21 protein-coding genes are annotated in these 16458 nt (G+C 64.3%); 10 read left to right on the forward strand and 11 right to left on the reverse strand.

Annotated features, from left to right (window positions below; all coding sequences use genetic code 11):
• Positions 1 to 89: 89 nt before the first annotated feature.
• Entirely contained in the window at positions 90 to 728 is a 639-nt protein-coding gene (locus HOY44_RS17000; protein ID WP_287436337.1) for a TIGR02453 family protein, read from the reverse strand.
• 89 nt (positions 729 to 817) lie between these two features.
• On the opposite strand from HOY44_RS17000, the gene HOY44_RS17005 reads away from it, so the two are divergent.
• Together HOY44_RS17005 and HOY44_RS17010 are read left to right on the forward strand one after the other, a co-directional pair.
• Positions 818 to 1414: an SAM-dependent methyltransferase gene (locus HOY44_RS17005; protein WP_287436339.1), complete on the forward strand. Its 597-nt coding sequence runs from the start codon at positions 818 to 820 to the stop codon at positions 1412 to 1414.
• Positions 1415 to 1645: 231 nt separating this feature from the next.
• Positions 1646 to 3019, forward strand: a complete 1374-nt coding sequence (locus HOY44_RS17010) for an MATE family efflux transporter (RefSeq protein WP_287436341.1) — start codon at positions 1646 to 1648, stop codon at positions 3017 to 3019.
• 116 nt (positions 3020 to 3135) lie between these two features.
• On the opposite strand, the gene HOY44_RS17015 is transcribed toward HOY44_RS17010, so the two are convergent.
• Complete coding sequence (locus HOY44_RS17015) at positions 3136 to 3540, reverse strand: hypothetical protein (RefSeq protein ID WP_008329676.1); 405 nt, start codon at positions 3538 to 3540, stop codon at positions 3136 to 3138.
• A gap of 88 nt (positions 3541 to 3628) precedes the next feature.
• Positions 3629 to 4831, reverse strand: coding sequence for a pyridoxal phosphate-dependent aminotransferase (locus HOY44_RS17020; protein ID WP_287436344.1), 1203 nt, complete (start codon positions 4829 to 4831; stop codon positions 3629 to 3631).
• A gap of 79 nt (positions 4832 to 4910) precedes the next feature.
• On the opposite strand from HOY44_RS17020, the gene HOY44_RS17025 reads away from it, so the two are divergent.
• From HOY44_RS17025 to HOY44_RS17035, 3 genes are all read left to right on the forward strand, one after another.
• The gene (locus HOY44_RS17025; protein WP_138424136.1) at positions 4911 to 5300 is read left to right on the forward strand and encodes a helix-turn-helix domain-containing protein; all 390 of its coding nucleotides are present in this window, start codon (positions 4911 to 4913) and stop codon (positions 5298 to 5300) included.
• A complete protein-coding gene (locus tag HOY44_RS17030; RefSeq protein WP_008329670.1) occupies positions 5297 to 5557 on the forward strand; it encodes an FAD assembly factor SdhE in 261 nt (86 codons plus the stop codon). Before HOY44_RS17025 ends, HOY44_RS17030 begins: the two co-directional genes overlap by 4 nt.
• Before the next feature lie 87 nt (positions 5558 to 5644).
• Positions 5645 to 6142, forward strand: a complete 498-nt coding sequence (locus tag HOY44_RS17035; protein ID WP_138424135.1) for a MarR family winged helix-turn-helix transcriptional regulator — start codon at positions 5645 to 5647, stop codon at positions 6140 to 6142.
• 208 nt (positions 6143 to 6350) lie between these two features.
• Here the strand turns inward: HOY44_RS17035 and HOY44_RS17040 are convergent, their stop codons facing one another.
• Together HOY44_RS17040 and HOY44_RS17045 are read right to left on the reverse strand one after the other, a co-directional pair.
• Positions 6351 to 7139, reverse strand: a complete 789-nt coding sequence (locus tag HOY44_RS17040; RefSeq protein ID WP_287436349.1) for a DUF1194 domain-containing protein — start codon at positions 7137 to 7139, stop codon at positions 6351 to 6353.
• Positions 7078 to 8424, reverse strand: coding sequence for a tetratricopeptide repeat protein (locus tag HOY44_RS17045; protein WP_287436351.1), 1347 nt, complete (start codon positions 8422 to 8424; stop codon positions 7078 to 7080). Before HOY44_RS17045 ends, HOY44_RS17040 begins: the two co-directional genes overlap by 62 nt.
• Before the next feature lie 243 nt (positions 8425 to 8667).
• Here HOY44_RS17045 and HOY44_RS17050 point away from each other — a divergent pair, with 243 nt between their 5' ends.
• The 4 genes from HOY44_RS17050 to HOY44_RS17065 all read left to right on the forward strand — a co-directional run bounded on the left by HOY44_RS17050 (position 8668) and on the right by HOY44_RS17065 (position 10928).
• Positions 8668 to 9486 (forward strand): thymidylate synthase, encoded by an 819-nt coding sequence (locus tag HOY44_RS17050; RefSeq protein WP_008329663.1) that lies wholly within the window; start codon positions 8668 to 8670, stop codon positions 9484 to 9486.
• The gene (locus HOY44_RS17055; RefSeq protein WP_287436354.1) at positions 9486 to 9965 is read left to right on the forward strand and encodes a dihydrofolate reductase; all 480 of its coding nucleotides are present in this window, start codon (positions 9486 to 9488) and stop codon (positions 9963 to 9965) included. Before HOY44_RS17050 ends, HOY44_RS17055 begins: the two co-directional genes overlap by 1 nt.
• A gap of 139 nt (positions 9966 to 10104) precedes the next feature.
• Positions 10105 to 10464 (forward strand): hypothetical protein, encoded by a 360-nt coding sequence (locus tag HOY44_RS17060; RefSeq protein WP_148912596.1) that lies wholly within the window; start codon positions 10105 to 10107, stop codon positions 10462 to 10464.
• 65 nt (positions 10465 to 10529) lie between these two features.
• A complete protein-coding gene (locus HOY44_RS17065; protein WP_040884479.1) occupies positions 10530 to 10928 on the forward strand; it encodes a DUF2177 family protein in 399 nt (132 codons plus the stop codon).
• Between the two features lie 65 nt (positions 10929 to 10993).
• Here HOY44_RS17065 and HOY44_RS17070 read toward each other — a convergent pair whose 3' ends face one another.
• Positions 10994 to 11200 (reverse strand): cold-shock protein, encoded by a 207-nt coding sequence (locus HOY44_RS17070; RefSeq protein ID WP_008329657.1) that lies wholly within the window; start codon positions 11198 to 11200, stop codon positions 10994 to 10996.
• A gap of 167 nt (positions 11201 to 11367) precedes the next feature.
• Here HOY44_RS17070 and HOY44_RS17075 point away from each other — a divergent pair, with 167 nt between their 5' ends.
• On the forward strand, positions 11368 to 11691 hold the full coding sequence (locus tag HOY44_RS17075; RefSeq protein WP_287436360.1) for an arsenate reductase family protein: 324 nt from the start codon (positions 11368 to 11370) through the stop codon (positions 11689 to 11691).
• Here HOY44_RS17075 and HOY44_RS17080 read toward each other — a convergent pair.
• The 5 genes from HOY44_RS17080 to thrS all read right to left on the reverse strand — a co-directional run bounded on the left by HOY44_RS17080 (position 11664) and on the right by thrS (position 16405).
• Positions 11664 to 12209, reverse strand: a complete 546-nt coding sequence (locus HOY44_RS17080; RefSeq protein WP_287436362.1) for a DoxX family protein — start codon at positions 12207 to 12209, stop codon at positions 11664 to 11666. The genes HOY44_RS17075 and HOY44_RS17080 overlap by 28 nt on opposite strands.
• Positions 12206 to 12922: an HvfC/BufC family peptide modification chaperone gene (locus HOY44_RS17085; RefSeq protein WP_287436363.1), complete on the reverse strand. Its 717-nt coding sequence runs from the start codon at positions 12920 to 12922 to the stop codon at positions 12206 to 12208. Before HOY44_RS17085 ends, HOY44_RS17080 begins: the two co-directional genes overlap by 4 nt.
• Before the next feature lie 102 nt (positions 12923 to 13024).
• Positions 13025 to 13876: an MNIO family bufferin maturase gene (gene bufB / locus HOY44_RS17090; protein ID WP_287436365.1), complete on the reverse strand. Its 852-nt coding sequence runs from the start codon at positions 13874 to 13876 to the stop codon at positions 13025 to 13027.
• 68 nt (positions 13877 to 13944) lie between these two features.
• Complete coding sequence (locus HOY44_RS17095) at positions 13945 to 14259, reverse strand: BufA1 family periplasmic bufferin-type metallophore (protein ID WP_008329643.1); 315 nt, start codon at positions 14257 to 14259, stop codon at positions 13945 to 13947.
• Positions 14260 to 14455: 196 nt separating this feature from the next.
• Complete coding sequence (gene thrS / locus HOY44_RS17100; protein WP_287436368.1) at positions 14456 to 16405, reverse strand: threonine--tRNA ligase; 1950 nt, start codon at positions 16403 to 16405, stop codon at positions 14456 to 14458.
• Positions 16406 to 16458: the final 53 nt, after the last annotated feature.

Genomic DNA, 16458 nt, shown 5'->3' on the forward strand with positions numbered 1-16458 from the left:
CCGCCTCTTCTTCGTTTCAAAAATACTTCGGGGGTGCGGGGGCTGGCCCCCGCCCGGATCGAATGGCGTGCCCCGCGCCATTCGATCCCTCAGGCCAGCGCCGACACCAGAACGCGGCGAAACCCGTCCGCCTCGGTGAACCGGGCCGGCAAGACGGTGGTGAGCGATTGTGCCTCGGCCTCCGACAGGTCGTGCCACAGGATCAGGCCTTTCCGTTTCAGATGCTCGGCCTGCGGATGGTCGGGGGCGTAGGGGGCCGGGACGCGCTTCAGCTCCGGCTCCGACATCTCCCACCCGGCCGCCTGCAACGCCGCCGCCGCCTCCACCACGTCGGCGCCTTCATCGACCCGTGCGCGCCACATCGTGATCGCATCCTTGGGAAACACCATCGCGCCGACGCCCAGCTTGCAATACTCCGCCGACGCGCCGAACAGGTAGCAGACCGGCGCGTCCTGCATCGACCACTGCATGTGCAGATGGGTGTTGTAAGGCGTCTTGTCCTTGGAAAACCGAACGTCGCGATGGACCCGGTAGAGCTTGGGCTTGGTCGCCACGTTCAGATCACGCGACAGGGTCGCCGCGATGTCGTCCAGCAGAAGCGCTGCGGGGCGCTTCACCCGGGCCTCGTAATCCGCCTTGTGGTCCGCGAACCACGCACGATCGTTGTTCGCGGCCAACTGCGCGAAAAAGCGGCGTGATCCAGAGACCAGATCGTGAAACCCATCCATCGCCAAACCTCCCGTTTCCTGCCAGTCTGGCGCGACGCGGGCGATCCGCCAAGCGTTTGGTGAGTGACTGCTGACAGGAGGTGTCAGATATGTGGAACGATCGGTTCGCGACCGAGGCCTTCGTGTTCGGCACCGAGCCCTCGCAATTCCTGGTGGCGCAGCGGGCGTTTCTGGAACCCGGCATGACCGCGCTGGCCGTAGCGGACGGAGAGGGACGTAATTCGGTTTACATGGCGCAAGGCGGCCTGAGCGTCACGGCGATGGAGGCCGCGCCCAACGCCAGCGCCAAGGCCCGCGCCCTCGCAGCGGACCGTGGCGTGACGGTCGATTTCGTCGAAGCGGATATCTTCGACTGGGATTGGGGCGCGACGGCGTTCGACCTCGTGGCCGGCATCTTCATTCAGTTCATGGGGGCCGAAGCCCGCGCCGGGGTGTTCGACGGGATGAAGCGGGCCGTGAAGCCCGGCGGCATCATCATGATCCACGGCTACACCCCGAAACAGCTCGATTATGCGACAGGCGGGCCGAAGCAGGTGGAGAACCTCTATACCGAAGCCCTGCTGGCCGAGGCTTTCGACGGGTGGGAGGTGCTGCGGCTCGCATCCTACGACATGGAGCTTGACGAAGGGGCCGGGCATGCGGGGATGTCGGCCCTCATCGACCTGATCGCGCGCAAGCCGGGCTGACGGGGCGTTGTTAACGAATTCACTAGAGGGGCGGCGCGTAACACCCTGATCTACATAAACAAAGTCAGAACCAGGATACTAGAATCCTAGTATTCTGGTACTTGCACGCCTGCTGACTCCCGGCTCGATCCAGCCCGGAGCCGTCCCGTGAAACCCACGCGACTGCACCATTTTTCGACCATCCGATCAAATCTCTTCCCCCCGCGCCGCCTTCATGGCAAAGCGGGGCCGATGCAACCCCTTGCCACATACCGGACCCATGCCAAGGCGCACCTGACGCTCGGCCTGCCGCTCATCGGCAGCCAACTGGCGCAGGTGGCGGTGCAGACCACCGACACGCTGATGATCGGCTGGTACGATGTGCGTGCGCTGGCGGCGCTCGTGCTCGGCACCTCGACCTACCTGATCCTGTTCATCTTCATCTCGGGCTTCGCCTGGGCCGTGACCCCGCTGGTCGCCGCCGCCTCCGAACATGACGACGAGGTACGCATCCGCCGCGTGACCCGCATGGGGCTGTGGATTTCGCTCGGCATCGGCGCGCTCTGCCTGCCGGTGTTCATCTGGTCCAAACCGATCCTGATCGCACTGGGCCAAGACCCCGAGATCAGCCAGATGGCCCAGACCTATCTGCGCATCGCGGGCTTCGGCATCCTGCCCGGCCTCATGGTCATGGTGCTCAAGGGCTACCTTTCGGCGCTCGAAAAAACCCGCGTGCAGTTCTGGGTCACGGTCGGCGCGGCGCTGGCCAACGTGTTGGTGAACTACCTGCTGATCTTCGGTCGCTTCGGATCCCCGGAATTGGGCATTCAGGGCGCCGCCATCGCCTCGCTCGTCGTGAACCTCGTCTCGGCGATCTGGCTCGCGCTGTATGCCATCCGGGTCTTTCCCGATCACAACCTGTTCCAGCGTCTCTGGCGCCCGGATGTCGAGGCCTTGCGCGAGGTTTTCGCGATGGGCTGGCAGATCGGCCTGACGACCGTGGCCGAAGTCGGGCTGTTCAACTTCTCATCCTACGTCATGGGCTGGATCGGGACGATCCAACTCGCCGCCCACGGGATCGCGCTCCAGATCGCCACCATCGCATTCATGGTGCAACTCGGCCTGTCCAACGCCGCCACCGTGCGCGCGGGCCGCGCTTTTGGCCGCCGCGACGGGCGTGCGCTTATCGACGGGGCGGTGGCGGTCTGGCTATTGGGCTTCTTCTTCGCCTGCGTCGCGCTCGTCGTCTTTCTTGTGATCCCCGAGGCCCTGATGGGCCTATTCGTCGACCCGGACGACCCGCTCCGGGGCGAGATCCTCGCCATCGGCTCGACCCTCCTCGCCATGGCCGCGCTGTTCCAGTTCGTCGATTCCGCACAGGTACTCGGCATTTCGATCCTGCGCGGGATGCAGGACACGCGCCGCCCGATGGTGGCCGCCGCCGTCAGCTACTGGCTGATCGGCGCGCCCACGACCTATATCTTCGGGATCGTTCTGGAGTGGGAGGGCGTCGGCGTCTGGCTCGGCCTCGTCACCGGTCTCGCCTGCGCCGCAATCTATCTCCAAGCGCGGTTTTGGGCCCTCGCGCGCGACGTTCCAGCGGACGAAAACCCTTCAAAAGCATAGACTTAAATGCTCTTCCTAAAGCGTCTTGCACTTCTCTGGTCCGAAAATACCTCGGGGAGGTCTGGAGGGGTGGAACCCCTCCAGCGGGTCGTGCCGGGCGCCAGCCCGGCGCGAAATCAGTCTTCCCGCATCAACCGCTCGGCCTTCTTGCGCACCAATAGAGTGCGCAGGTCGTGCATGGCCATGAGAAGCGAATCCGTCACCATCTCAAGGTGATGATCCTCGGCCCGCGTCTGCACCCAATGCGCGGTGTGGTTCAGCGTGTCCACGGCGCGCAGGATGTCGTCGACCTCGCGCGCCGACAAAAGCTCCTGCCGCTCGGCAAGCCAGTCGGAGATCGCGGCCATGTCCTGATTGGACAGGGTTCGGTCGCCATGGGCCTTGATGTCGCCGTTCTTGGTGTTGACCACGGCGATCTGGTCCATCTCGATCCGGCGATGCCGGTTCTGGGTGTCCACCTTGAACACGAAGGCGCCGTTCTCACGGACGCGAAAATAGTATTCGGGAAGTTCGCTCGACATTTTTACTTGTTACTCCTGCGCGAGGCATTTGTAACGGGTTGGTTCAGAACCGACCAGCGCAACGGTGCCCTGCCGCAACGTCAATGTCTCAGGACAGCGCGGCGCAGAACGACTGTATGCGCTCGCAGGCCGTGGTGAGTTGTTCGTCCGACGTGGCATAGCTCACCCGGAAGTTGGGCGAGACCCCGAAGGCCGCGCCGAAAACGACGGCCACGCCGGTCGCTTCGAGCAGCTCCTTGCAGAAGGTTTCGTCATCTTCGATCACCGTGCCGCCGGGTGTGGTCTTGCCGATGCAGCCCGCGATGGACGGATAGACGTAGAACGCCCCCTCGGGTGTCGGACAGTCGATCCCCTCCGCGGCGTTCAGCATCCTGACCACCAGATCGCGACGGCGCTGAAAGACCTTGGCGTTCTCGGCGAGGAAACCCTGCGGGCCGTTCAGCGCCTCGACCGCCGCCCACTGGCTGACGGTGCAGGGGTTCGAGGTCGACTGCGACTGGATCTTGCGCATCGCGTCGATCAGGAACTTGGGCCCCGCGCCGTAGCCGATGCGCCAGCCGGTCATGGCATAGGCTTTGGATACCCCGTTCACCGTGAGCGTGCGCTCGTAAAGCCCCGCTTCGATCTGGGCGGGCGAGAAGAACTCGAAATCGTCGAAGACGAGGTGTTCGTACATATCGTCCGACATCACCCAGACATGGGGATGGCGCATCAGCACATCGGTCAGCGCCTTCAGCTCGTCGCGGGTATAGCCCGCGCCGGTCGGATTGGACGGCGAGTTGAAGATCAGCCATTTGGTCTTGGGCGTGATCGCGGCGTCGAGCTGCGCGGGCGTCATCTTGAAGCCCGTGTCGATCCCGCATTCCACCGTCACCGGCTCACCGCCCGCAAGCAGCACCATGTCCGGATAGCTCACCCAATAGGGGGCCGGGATCACCACCTCGTCGCCGGGGTTCAGCGTCGCCATCAGGGCGTTGTAGAGGATCTGCTTGCCGCCGGTGCCCACGCTGATCTGGTTCGGCTGATAGGTCAGGCCGTTCTCGCGCGCGAACTTCGCGCAGATTGCCTGTTTCAGCTCCGGCATCCCGTCGGGGGCTGTGTATTTCGTCTTGCCCGCATCCATCGCCGCCTTGGCCGCGTTCTTGATGTTCTCCGGCGTGTCGAAATCCGGCTCGCCCGCGCCCAGACCGATGACGTCACGCCCCGCGGCCTTCAATTCCTGCGCCAGAGTTGTTACTGCGATGGTCGGCGAGGGTTTCACGCGGTCAAGCGTCGCGGAGAGGAGTGTCATGGTCGCATCCGGGTCAGAGACTGGGTTGCGTTCGTCCTACGCTCGCCCCGACATGCGATCAAGCGCGAAGGGAGGCGTCATGGACGACGACTGGTATTCCGAGGACAACGCGACATTCGGTGACCGGCTGGCGGGGGCCCGCGAGGCGGCGGGTCTGACCCAGAAGGAACTGGCCAAGAAGCTCGGGATCAAGACCAAGACCCTTGCGTCATGGGAAAACGACGTGTCGGAACCGCGGGCGAACCGGCTTCAGATGGTGTCCGGGCTGCTCAGTGTTTCGCTGGGCTGGCTGCTGACGGGCGAGGGCGAAGGCGTCGACCCGCCGGGCGCGGAGACCGAAATGTCGCGGGACGCGCGGGCGCTTTTGCTTGAACTGCGCGAGGTTCAGGCGGATATCACGGACGCGACGAAACGCATGGCGCGCCTGGAAAAAGGTCTGCGCAAGCTGATGGAGGATGCGGGCGCGTGAACGAGACGGCGGAGAACCGGTTGAAGCGGATGAACATGCGCTCGTGGCGGCGCGGGACCAAGGAGATGGACATGATCCTCGGCCCCTATTCCGACGACCGGCTCGCCACGATGGACGCCGCCGACCTCGACCTGTACGACGCGCTTCTGCTCGAGAACGATCAAGACCTTTACCAGTGGGTGTCGGGGCAGGTGCCCGCGCCCGAACGCTTCGCGGGCCTGATCGCGACGATCGCGGACCACGCGGCCGCCAAATAGGCGCTTTCGGAATTCGGCCGATCTTTAACCGAATATTCTGATCTTTCTCGCAAAACTCCGTCGGACTGGAATTCGACGGAGACGGGCATGAGCATTCACAGCCAGATCGAGACCGGGGTGGGCACCGGGTTCATGACGCAGTACCTTGACGTGCTGTCACTGGTGGAGCGGCTGCATCGTCTGCTGCTCGACGTCATCAAGGACGAATTCGAGCGGCTGGGCATGTTGGAAATCAACGCGGTGCAGGCGCTGCTTCTGTTCAACATCGGCGACAACGAGGTGACGGCGGGCGAGTTGAAATCGCGCGGCTATTATCAGGGCTCGAACGTGTCCTACAACCTCAAGAAGCTGGTGGATATGGGATACATGCACCACCAGAGGTCCGAGATCGACCGCCGGTCCGTCCGCGTCAAGCTGACCGGGAAGGGCTGCGAAATCCGCGACGTGGTGGCCGACCTGTTCAAACGCCATGCCAAGGGGCTGGAGGATCGCGCGGTCCTGTCGCTCGACGGGATCGAAGAGATCAACAGTTCGCTGAAACGTGTCGAACGCTATTGGACCGACCAGATCCGCTATATCTATTGATTGCCGCCAAAAGGTGCGCCTGCGGCGCGCAGGGGTTGCGCCGACCCGCCTTCGGCAGGTCGTCGCGGTGGGCGCGGGTGGCGGGTTCGGGCGTAAGGTCCGGGTGAGGCGAGCGTGTTTGTCGGGCAGGGGGCCAGCCCCCTAGGTCTCATTTGCAGGCAAATGAGACCCACCCCCGAGGTTTCCGGAAACAGTGAAGAGGGATGGGTCAGCCCTTGTCCGGCGCATGGTCGGGGGCAAGCCCGCCCACCGCCAGCGCGTCGATCTCGCGCAGGAGTTTGCGGGTCATGGCGCGGGTGTAGTCCTCGAACCCTTCGGCGGGTTCGACGAAGGCGCCGGGCCCCCGGATCACGAGGTTCTCGAAATAGCTCATGAGGTCTTCGTCCCCCGGCCCGGCGCCCATCGAGTCGATGGTGTTGATGACGAGCGCGTTGACCGTCACGCCTTCGAGTTGTGCGAGATCGCCAAGATCCTGAGGGCGCGGGCCTGTGTTCGACTTGCCGTCGCCCGACACGTCGATCGTGCCTTTCCAGCACGCAGGGCCGTTCTTCAGCGCCGTCGCGGCCACGGCGATCGCGGTGCCGAGCGCGGTCGAGGGCGGTGAGGGGCTGCGCCCGGTGCCGCGAAGCGTGCCGGCGATGGCGTTCAGGGTCGGGGCGTCGGTCACGAGGGTCCAGTCGACGAGGGTATTCTGGAACTGCGGCCCGCTCCATTCGAAGATGTGGAGCGCGATGGGCGCCGCGCCGGGGGCGAGGATCGCGCGCGAGACGACCGGGTCGAGCAGGGCCTGCGCGAGCCCGTCCATCTGAAGCCGGTATTCCGCACTGTCGACCGAGCCGGACACGTCGAGAGCGAGGACGAGCGCCTGACGACACGCGCCTTCCTGCGCGAGCGCGAGCGCGGGGGCACTCAGGCCAAGCGCGAGGGCGAGCGCCCTAGAAACGCGACTGGAAGCTGAGCCCGCCGGTGAACGATGTTTGAGAGTAGAGCGGGACATTCGACCAGGACCGTTTCGCTTCCATCGTCACGACAGGCGAAAAGCCCATGTAGGAGAAATTCCGGAATTCCGCCGATACATGGCCGCTCAGAATACGGTCCTGCCGCCCCGTCGTGGAAAACGGCGAGAAGTTATACGACTTGTAGCCGTAATTGCCGCCCACCTCCAGATAGGCGCCGAGGATCGGGCGCGAAAAGCGATAGTCGATCCCGGCGCTGGGCAGGGTGTAGACCTGCGAGGCCCCGGCGGACCACGAACGGGTGTAGTTCACGCGCCCGATCACCGTGTCGCCCCAGGCGAGTTTGTGGGCATAGGCAGCGCCGATGGTTGCGACCGTTTCGGGCACCAGCCCGCCCTGCACCAGCAGGCTGCGGTCGGCGCGCGCCGAGAAGGTCAGGGCATCGCGCCCGTCGAACAGCGGAAAGGTCACGGCGGTTCCGGCGCCGAAGAAATCGGACAGTTTCGCGCCGCCGTACCAGTTGCGTCCCGCGCGTCCCGAAAACTCCAGCCGGACGCCATTGCCGACGATCTGCTGATGCGTCGCCGTCAGCGCGAGCGAGTAGAAATCGTAGTCATGGCCGCTCACCGTCGGGGCCGCGGCGGCCGAGGCGCGGTCGAGCCAGTTCATCCGCCCGGCGGCTTCGATGCCGACCGTCGTCTGGGATCGCTCGGTCTGGAAAATCCGGTAGTCGAGCTTGGCCTGCGCCTCGGCGGTATACCCCGACAAGGCCCGCGCGGTCGGCGACAGCACGAAGGGGAGGCCGAAAATCTCCATCGTCGTCTCGGACGAGCCGTTGTTGATGTTGGAGTTCGGTGCGACCCCGCCGGAAAAGGTGAACCGCCACGGGTTGCGTGCGCGCACGTTGCGATAGGCCGCGACGGCCCGCTGCAACTGCTCGTCATTGGCGGCGTAGTTGCCCGCCTGACGCAACCAGAACTGCGACAGGGGATAGTTGCCGTCGAGCGCGTGCAATTCCGCGATCCGCATGCCCGAGGCGTAACGTGCCGCCGGGATGTCTGAGGCCGTGAAGGCGGCCGTAGCGGCCTCGCGCGCCGAACGCGACTGGCCCATGGCGAAGTGGATTTCGGATTTCAGAAGCAGGGCGTCGATGTCGCGCGGATTGGCGGCGATCAGGCTGTCGGTCAGGGCCAGCGCGCGCGTGCCGTCACCGGATTTGAGCGCCTCGACGGCGGCGGGCAACACCTCGTCCCGGCTTTGCGCCTGCGCGGTTGCCCCGAGCGCCAGACAGATCGCCAGCGCCGACATGATTCTCTTGCCCCACATGGGAGCGTTTCTAAAGAACGTGGGTCGTCGCGCCACCCCCCTCTTTCGGGGGCCTCGGCGACCGTTGCCTGCCTGCATGACCCAAACCAATCCCGCAATTCCTGCCTGCGCAAAACGGTAGGGTGCAGGGGGGCGCGCTGTCAACGGACTGTCGGCTGGTAGTGGTTGCCTGAGCGGCAAGCCCAACATATGGTGTGGACCTGCGCCCGGGCCACCGGGCGCACCGGACAAGCGGAGGCAGCGATGCGGCAGTATCTGGATGCGTTGAAGACGGTGCTCGATCAGGGCGTGCCCTCGACCGACCGGACGGGGACGGGCACGACATCGTATTTCGGGATGCAGTGCCGTTATCCGCTGGCCGAGGGGTTCCCGCTGGTGACGACCAAGAAGCTGCACCTGCGTTCGATCGTGCATGAGCTGCTCTGGTTCCTCTCGGGCGATACGAACATCGGCTACCTCAAGGAAAACGGTGTCTCGATCTGGGACGAATGGGCGGATGAAAACGGCGACCTCGGGCCGGTCTACGGCCACCAGTGGCGCCACTTCCCGAAGATCGACAGGGGGGCGGACGGCGCGCCGGTCATCGGCGAGGTCGACCAGATCGCGGATCTCGTCGAACAGATCCGCAGGTCGCCAGACAGCCGCCGCCTGATCGTCTCGGCCTGGAACCCCGGTGACGTGCCCGATATGGCGCTGCCGCCGTGCCATACGCTTTGGCAGGTCAGGATCATCGGCGGCAAGCTGCATCTGCAACTCTATCAGCGGTCGGCGGACATGTTTCTGGGCGTGCCGTTCAACATCGCCTCCTACGCGCTTTTGCAGGTGATGCTGGCCCATGTCACGGGGTACGAGCCGGGCGATTTCGTTCACTCCATCGGCGACGCGCATATCTATTCCAACCACATGGATCAGGTGCACGAGCAATTGTCGCGCACCCCGCGCCCCCTGCCGCAGATCGAGATCAAGCGCCACGTCGGGTCGATCTTCGACTTCAAATACGACGATTTCGCCTTTCCGGGATACGATCCGGCCCCTGCGATCAAGGCGCCGGTGGCGGTCTGATGCTGACGCTGGTCGTTGCGCGCGCGAAGGGTGGGGCCATCGGGCAGGACGGAGATATCCCGTGGCACGCGCCCGAAGACCTGAAGATGTTCCAGCGTGAAACCCTTGGCGGGGCGTTGGTCATGGGGCGCAGAACCTGGGAAAGCCTGCCGGTCAAGCCCCTGAAAAACCGCCTGAATATCGTGGTGTCACGCGACACGACCCTGACCGATCACGTCGTCGGCTCGGTCGAGGAGGCGATCGGGCTGGCCCGCTCCGAAGGCTATACGCGGATCTACGGGATCGGCGGAGCGGGGATCTATCGGGCGCTTCTGCCGCTGGCCGACCGGATCATGGTCACCGAAGTCGACCGTGACGTGCCGGATGCCGACGCCTTTTTTCCGGATTTCGACGAAGCCGAATGGTATCCGTTGCGCGAGGCGCGGCTGCGCGATGCAGACCCTGCCTGTGTTTTGCGCGATCTGGTGCGGCGGCGCTGACGGGCGTTGCACAACTGCCATTGTGATCGGATTGGTGAGAATGCTGCCTATTGCGGCGTTGCGCTGTTCTGGTCCAGCCCGTTAAATGAGACCCATGGGACATACTATATCTAGGGGCGCGGTCGCCATGGCGGTCGTGATGAGCATCTCGATACCGCATATGGCCTCGGCCAAGGGGTCGTGGACCTGCGGGTATGAGGATATCGCCGGGATCGAACAGGCGGAGGCGGTGCGCGAAGCCACGCTGTCGCAGAAGTTCTACGTGACCGATGATGGGCGTGTCGAAGTGGTCGAGATCGTGGTCGAAGAACGGAACACGCCCTTCTGGGTCGCCATCGTCGAAGGCATCCGGGACAAGCTGGGACTCGGCGCGGACGAACGGGTGGCCAAGGCGCTTGCCGCGCGCACCGATGCGACGCGGCCGAAGCTGAACACCGAGCTTCACAACTGGTCGCTGTCGCCCCTGAAACGGGTTCGGCTCGACCAGCCGGAGTGCTGACCTTTTTTTCATCCGGACGAACCGGCATCGCGTATCCGCTCAAGACAACGAACTTGAGGTATCCGATGCAGCCCGTCCTTCTCTATGTCATCACCGCCGTCATCTTCCTCGGCATCGATGCGGTGATGCTGAACAAGGTGATGAAGCCCTTGTTCGAAAACCACCTCGGCGACTGGCTGCAAATGCCGATCCGGGTCGCGCCCGCCGCGGTCTTTTACCTGTTCTACGTGGCCGGTCTGGTCTGGTTGGTGTCGTGGCCCGCCTTGAAGAACGGCACGCCCACCTCCGCCCTCATCAGCGGCGGGATCATCGGCGCGATGGCCTATGGCACCTATGAATTCACCAACTACGCGACGCTCAAACTCTGGGCGCCGCAGATGGTGGCGACGGATGTGATTTGGGGCACGGTTCTGACCGGCTTTTCGGCCTGGATCGGCGTCGTGATCGTGCGCGCGATCACCTGAACCGCCTGCGCGGAACGAAAAAACCCCGCGCCACGGCGCGGGGTTTTGCAATGGGTCGAGGGCGCTCAGAGCGCCTTGAGGTCGCCCGCGCTTTCCCGGCCGTCACGGCCCGGGATCATCTCATAGGACACTTTCTGATTGTCGGCGAGGCCGGTCATCCCGGCGCGCTCGACAGCCGAAATGTGCACGAACACATCCTTGCCGCCATCATCGGGCGCGATGAACCCGTACCCTTTTGTCGCGTTGAACCATTTCACGGTGCCGGTGGCCATCCGTTCTCTCCTTCGATCGATCCGCCCACGGTATTGCGGCGGGGTGGTGCAGCCATAGTCTTCAGCTGCTCTTCGAGGGAGCAATCTTCTGGAAGTACTTGTCTCACGCGGTCAGAGTGAAACAAAACGGAAAAAACTCAAGAGAAGATTTTGTAAAGGGAGCTAGGATGCGCGTCTACGGGATCAAGAGCTGCGACACGGTGCGCAAGGCGATGAAAGAGCTGGAAGCCGGGGGGCATGAGCCGGTCTTGCAGGACATCCGCGAAGACCCATTGCAACCGTCTGATCTGAAAGGGTTTCTGGACGCCTTCGGCGAGGCGCTCGTCAACAAACGCTCGACCACATGGCGCGGGCTGGACGAGGCGGAACGGGCGGGCGATCCGGCCAAGCTGATCGCCGCCCATCCCGCGCTGATGAAACGCCCCGTCGTCGTCGATGGCGAGACACGCACCCTTGGCTGGGATCAGGCGGCGAGGGCCGTCTGGCTCTGACCGCGCCAGCGGGAGAGCAGCCGGTCGAGCGACAGGGGGCCGGGTCCGGTGAAGATCAGGGTGGCGAACAGCGTGGTCCAAAGGAGCCGCTGGTCGAGGATCAGGCTGTCTGGCACCCGGTCGAAGAGGGCGCCCAGCGTTTCGGGCTGTGAAAGCGCGCCGTGGCCGAAAAGATCGGTCAGCGTCTGAACCGCGACGAACCCGATCATGCCGAGGGCCGCGAGGCGCGTCAGCAGTCCGACGATCAGGAGCGCGGGCAGAACGAACTCCGCCGCTGTGCCCGCCGCGACCACAAGCGTGTGGAAGGCCGAAAGCTGCGAGGCGTCGTAATTCACCGCCTCCATCGCCCTGGGAAAGATCTGGGCGTAGCCATTGATCGAAATCTTGCCGCCGTCGATCTTGGTCAAAGCCGAGGCCCAGTAATACCCGGCCAGCGTGGCGGCGAAGGTCAGGCGGGCGAGCGTGCCGATCACCGGGCCTGTGGCGGCATCGAGCCTGCGGATTGCGGTCTGGATCATTGGGGCACCTCTAGGTTGACGATGGCTTTGCGCGCGATCAGGCGCGACAGCGCATTTGCGAGACCGAGGCCGGGGGCGGCCTCGGCGGCCGCGCCGAGCGATGTGGTTGCGAGCGCGCCGATGAACCGGGCCTCGGGCGCGGGGATCGGTTCCGGCAGCGGATCCCAGTCCGCTCGGGTGACGAGCACCGACTGCGCGCCCGAGGTCGGCTTGGGCGCGGTCGGGTCCATGTTGGCGCGCCAGATCGCGTGGATCGGATAGGGCGACGACAGCACCGTGACGGCGGGGGCAAGCGTGATATGGGCGCGTTCGATCCCCGGCTGATTTAACGCCTGCGCATCCAAGGCGCGCGCATCGCCCGCGTGATAGGCGTGGCGCAGGGCCAGTTCCAGCCGCGCGGTATCTGCGAGATAAGGTAGGCTGGCCGCTGGAGGAAAGGTTTCGAGGAAGGCGGGGAAGTTAGCGCCATAGGTGAAAAGGACCGGAGAGGTCGGGGGATGCGCGCGGACATAGGCACCGGCGAGCGGCGCGAAAAACGCCTCGCCCACGAGACGCCGGATCACCGGGAACCCGTCGCGCATGGCCTGCACGAGCGAGGACATCACGTTGTTGCGGTAGACATCGAAGCGGTTTCCGACGGGCGAACGATGCGGGCCGGACAGGCCGTCCGGCACGTCGTCCGCGGTGAGAAGGGCGGTAGGCCAAGGTGTCATGCCGGGGTCCTTGCCTTTGCGATCAGAATACTAGGATCCTAGAAAACTAGTATCGTGAATGTTTCGGACAACGTAATTATGTCAGTATCTTGCGCGCCACGCTTAACGTCTGACGCGCCCAAGGACGTTGGCCGCGCGCGCGGCTTCGGCCTCGAGAACCTCCCACTCAGGCACGTCGGTGTCCCACTCGATCAGGGTCGGTTTCGGCCCCATCCGCGCAATCGTTTCGCGGTAAAGCCCCCAGACCGGATCGACCACTTCCGAGCCATGCGCGTCGATCAACAACGGCGCGCCGGATGTGTCCTCGTCCGCGTCATGGCCGCCCAGATGCACCTCGCTCACCGCGTGCAGCGGGAAATCGGCAAGGTAGGCGCGGGGATCGGTCTGCTGGTTCGTGCAGGCGACGAAGACGTTGTTGATGTCGAGCAGCAGGCCGCACCCGGTTCGGCGCACCAGTTCCGACAGGAAATCCGTCTCGGACATCGTGGAGGCGTCGAAGGCGAGGTAGGTCGAGGGGTTTTCCAACAACATCCGCCGCCCCAGCGCCTCCTGCACCTCGTGAATATGCCGCTCGACACGGGCCAGTGTGCGGGCCGTATAGGGCAGCGGGAGAAGATCGTTGAAATACGTCCCGCCGTGCGACGACCAGGCCAGATGTTCCGAGAAACTCGCAGGATCGAGCCAGCCGATCAGGTGTTTCAGACGTGCAAGATGGTCGCGGTCGAGCGGGTCTTCCCCGCCGATCGACAGCCCGACCCCATGCACCGAAATCGGAAACCGTTCCGCCAGTGCGCGCAGTTGGGCCAGTGGCCGACCGCCATCGCCCATGTAGTTTTCCGCATGGATTTCCAGCCACTTGACCGCGCCGCTGTCACCGATCACCTCGGCGTAATGCTGCGGTTTGAACCCGACACCGGGCCCGGCTGGCAGTTTGTGTCCCGTCATGTCGAGCATCGTCCCCTCCCGACCGTTCGTTGGAAAACACGCGGGCGGCGAGAGCCGTGCCGCCCGCGCGTCGTCGATCAGCCGTCCATCGGCAGGTCGCGGTCGAGCGGCTCGAGCGAGCCCATGCGCTCCATCATGTCCTCGGTCATCGAGGCTTCGATGGTCATGTCTTCGCAGGTGCCAGCGGGGACGAGCGACCAGGCGTTGCCCTGCCAGTCGACCTTGGACGTGCCGGCGCAGGTGGTGCCGGGGCCGGCCGCGCAGCCGTTCTCGCCGGCCTTGGCGACGCCGTAGCATTTCTCCATGTCCTGCGCGTGGGCAGGCAGGGTGAGCGAGGCGAGCGCGGTTGCGACGGCGCCGGCCACGGCGGTTTTGGAAAGTTTGATGGTCAAGGGTCTGTCCTCCAGTTTGCATTCGGTTCCGCGTTCTTGCGGTGACCAATTGCTAGCCCTGAAGCCGCGTAACAGACCATTCACGGGCCCGTGCCGCGCGGCGCTGTGACGGAGTGAAACAAACGCTTTCGTGAGTTGGATGTGAAACGGGCGGCCCCACGGACCGCCCGTTCGCAAAGATATCAATGACTTACTGTCAGGCCAGATCGGGCGGGGTCGCCTCAGCCGAGAGTTCTTGTACCACTTCGTCCAGTGCCACGACCCGCGTCTGCTTCTCGCCGAGGCGGCGGAGTGTAACAGTCCGGTCCTCGACCTCTTTCATCCCGATGGCCAGAATGACCGGCACCTTGCCCACGGAATGCTCGCGGACCTTGTAGTTAATCTTTTCGTTGCGCGTGTCGGCCTCGGCGCGCACGCCCTTGGCGCGCAGCGCGTCGACCACCTCACGCACGTAATCGTCCGCATCCGACACGATCGAGGCGACGACCACCTGACGCGGCGCGATCCAGAACGGCAGCTTGCCCGCGTGTTCTTCGATCAGGATGCCGATGAACCGCTCGAACGAACCCAAAGTGGCGCGGTGGAGCATAACCGGCCGATGCTTGGCCCCGTCTTCACCGATGTAGTTGGCGTCGAGCCGCTCCGGCAGGACGAAATCGACCTGCAAAGTGCCGCATTGCCAGTCGCGCCCGATGGCGTCGGTCAGCACGAATTCCAGCTTGGGGCCGTAGAACGCCCCTTCGCCGGGGTTCAGCTCCACGTCGTTCGTCACCTTGTGGGTGGCGTCCAGCAGCGCCTTTTCCGCCTTGTCCCAAATCTCGTCCGACCCGGCCCGCGTGTCGGGGCGGTCCGAGAACTTGATCTTGTAGGTCGGGAAGCCGAGGTCTTTGTAGATGCCAGCAAGGAAGGAAATGAACCGCTCGGTTTCCGCTTCGATCTGATCCTCGGTGCAGAAGATATGCGCATCGTCCTGCGTGAAGCCGCGCACCCGCATGATGCCGTGCAGCGCCCCCGAAGGCTCATAGCGGTTGCACGAGCCGAATTCGGCCATACGCAGCGGCAGATCGCGATAGGATTTCAGACCCACGTTGAAAATCTGGACGTGGCAGGGGCAGTTCATGGGCTTCAGCGCGTTGATCGCCTTTTCCCGCGCATGTTCTTCGTCCACTTCGACGATGAACATGTTCTCCTGATACTTCTCCCAGTGGCCCGAGGCTTCCCACAGCTTGCGGTCGACGACCTGCGGCGTGTTCACCTCGACATAGCCGCCGCGTTGCTGCTGGCGGCGCATGTAGTCCTGAAGCACGGTGTAGATCGTCCAGCCGTTCGGGTGCCAGAACACCTGACCCGGCGCCTCTTCCTGCATGTGGAACAGGTCCATCTCGCGCCCCAAGCGGCGGTGATCGCGCTTCTCGGCTTCTTCGAGGAAGGTGAGGTGCTTCTTCAGGTCGTCGCGGTTCTTGAACGCCACACCGTAGATGCGCTGGAGCATCGGGCGGGTCGAGTCGCCGCGCCAATAGGCCCCCGCGACCTTCATCAGTTTGAAGGCATCGGCGGGCACCTGACCCGTGTTCTGCAAGTGCGGCCCCCGGCAAAGATCCTGCCAGTCGCCGTGCCAGTACATGCGGATCGGCTGGCCGTCGTCCGGGATCGCGTTGACCAGCTCGACCTTGTAGGGCTCGCCGGTCTTTTCGTAATGCGCGATGGCATCGGCGCGCGACCAGACCTCGGTGCGCACCTCGTCACGGGCGTTGATGATTTCCTTCATCTTCGCCTCGATCGCGCCCAGATCCTCGGGCGTGAACGGCTCGTCGCGGTCGAAGTCGTAATACCAGCCGTGCTCGATCACCGGGCCGATGGTCACCTTGGTGTCCGGCCACAGCGCCTGCACCGCCCGGGCCATGATATGCGCCGCATCGTGACGGATGAGTTCCAGCGCCTGCGCGTCGTCCTTCATCGTGTGGATCGCGATTTCGCTGTCTTCGATGATCGGCCACTGAAGGTCGTAATGCGCGCCGTTCACAGTCGCCGAGATCGCTTTTTTCGCCAGCGAGTTCGAGATGTCGGCGGCAATCGCGGCGGGAGTGATCCCCGCGTCGTAGACTCGCGTATTGCCATCAGGAAATGTAAGGGAAATGTGGCTCATGGCCTTTCTCCTCGTCGGTTTGGCGCCCACGGAACGCCCGGTTGCGGGTTATG

It is taken from the genome of Maritimibacter sp. (genome assembly GCF_016774595.1).
GTDB classification, from domain to species: domain Bacteria; phylum Pseudomonadota; class Alphaproteobacteria; order Rhodobacterales; family Rhodobacteraceae; genus Maritimibacter; species Maritimibacter alkaliphilus.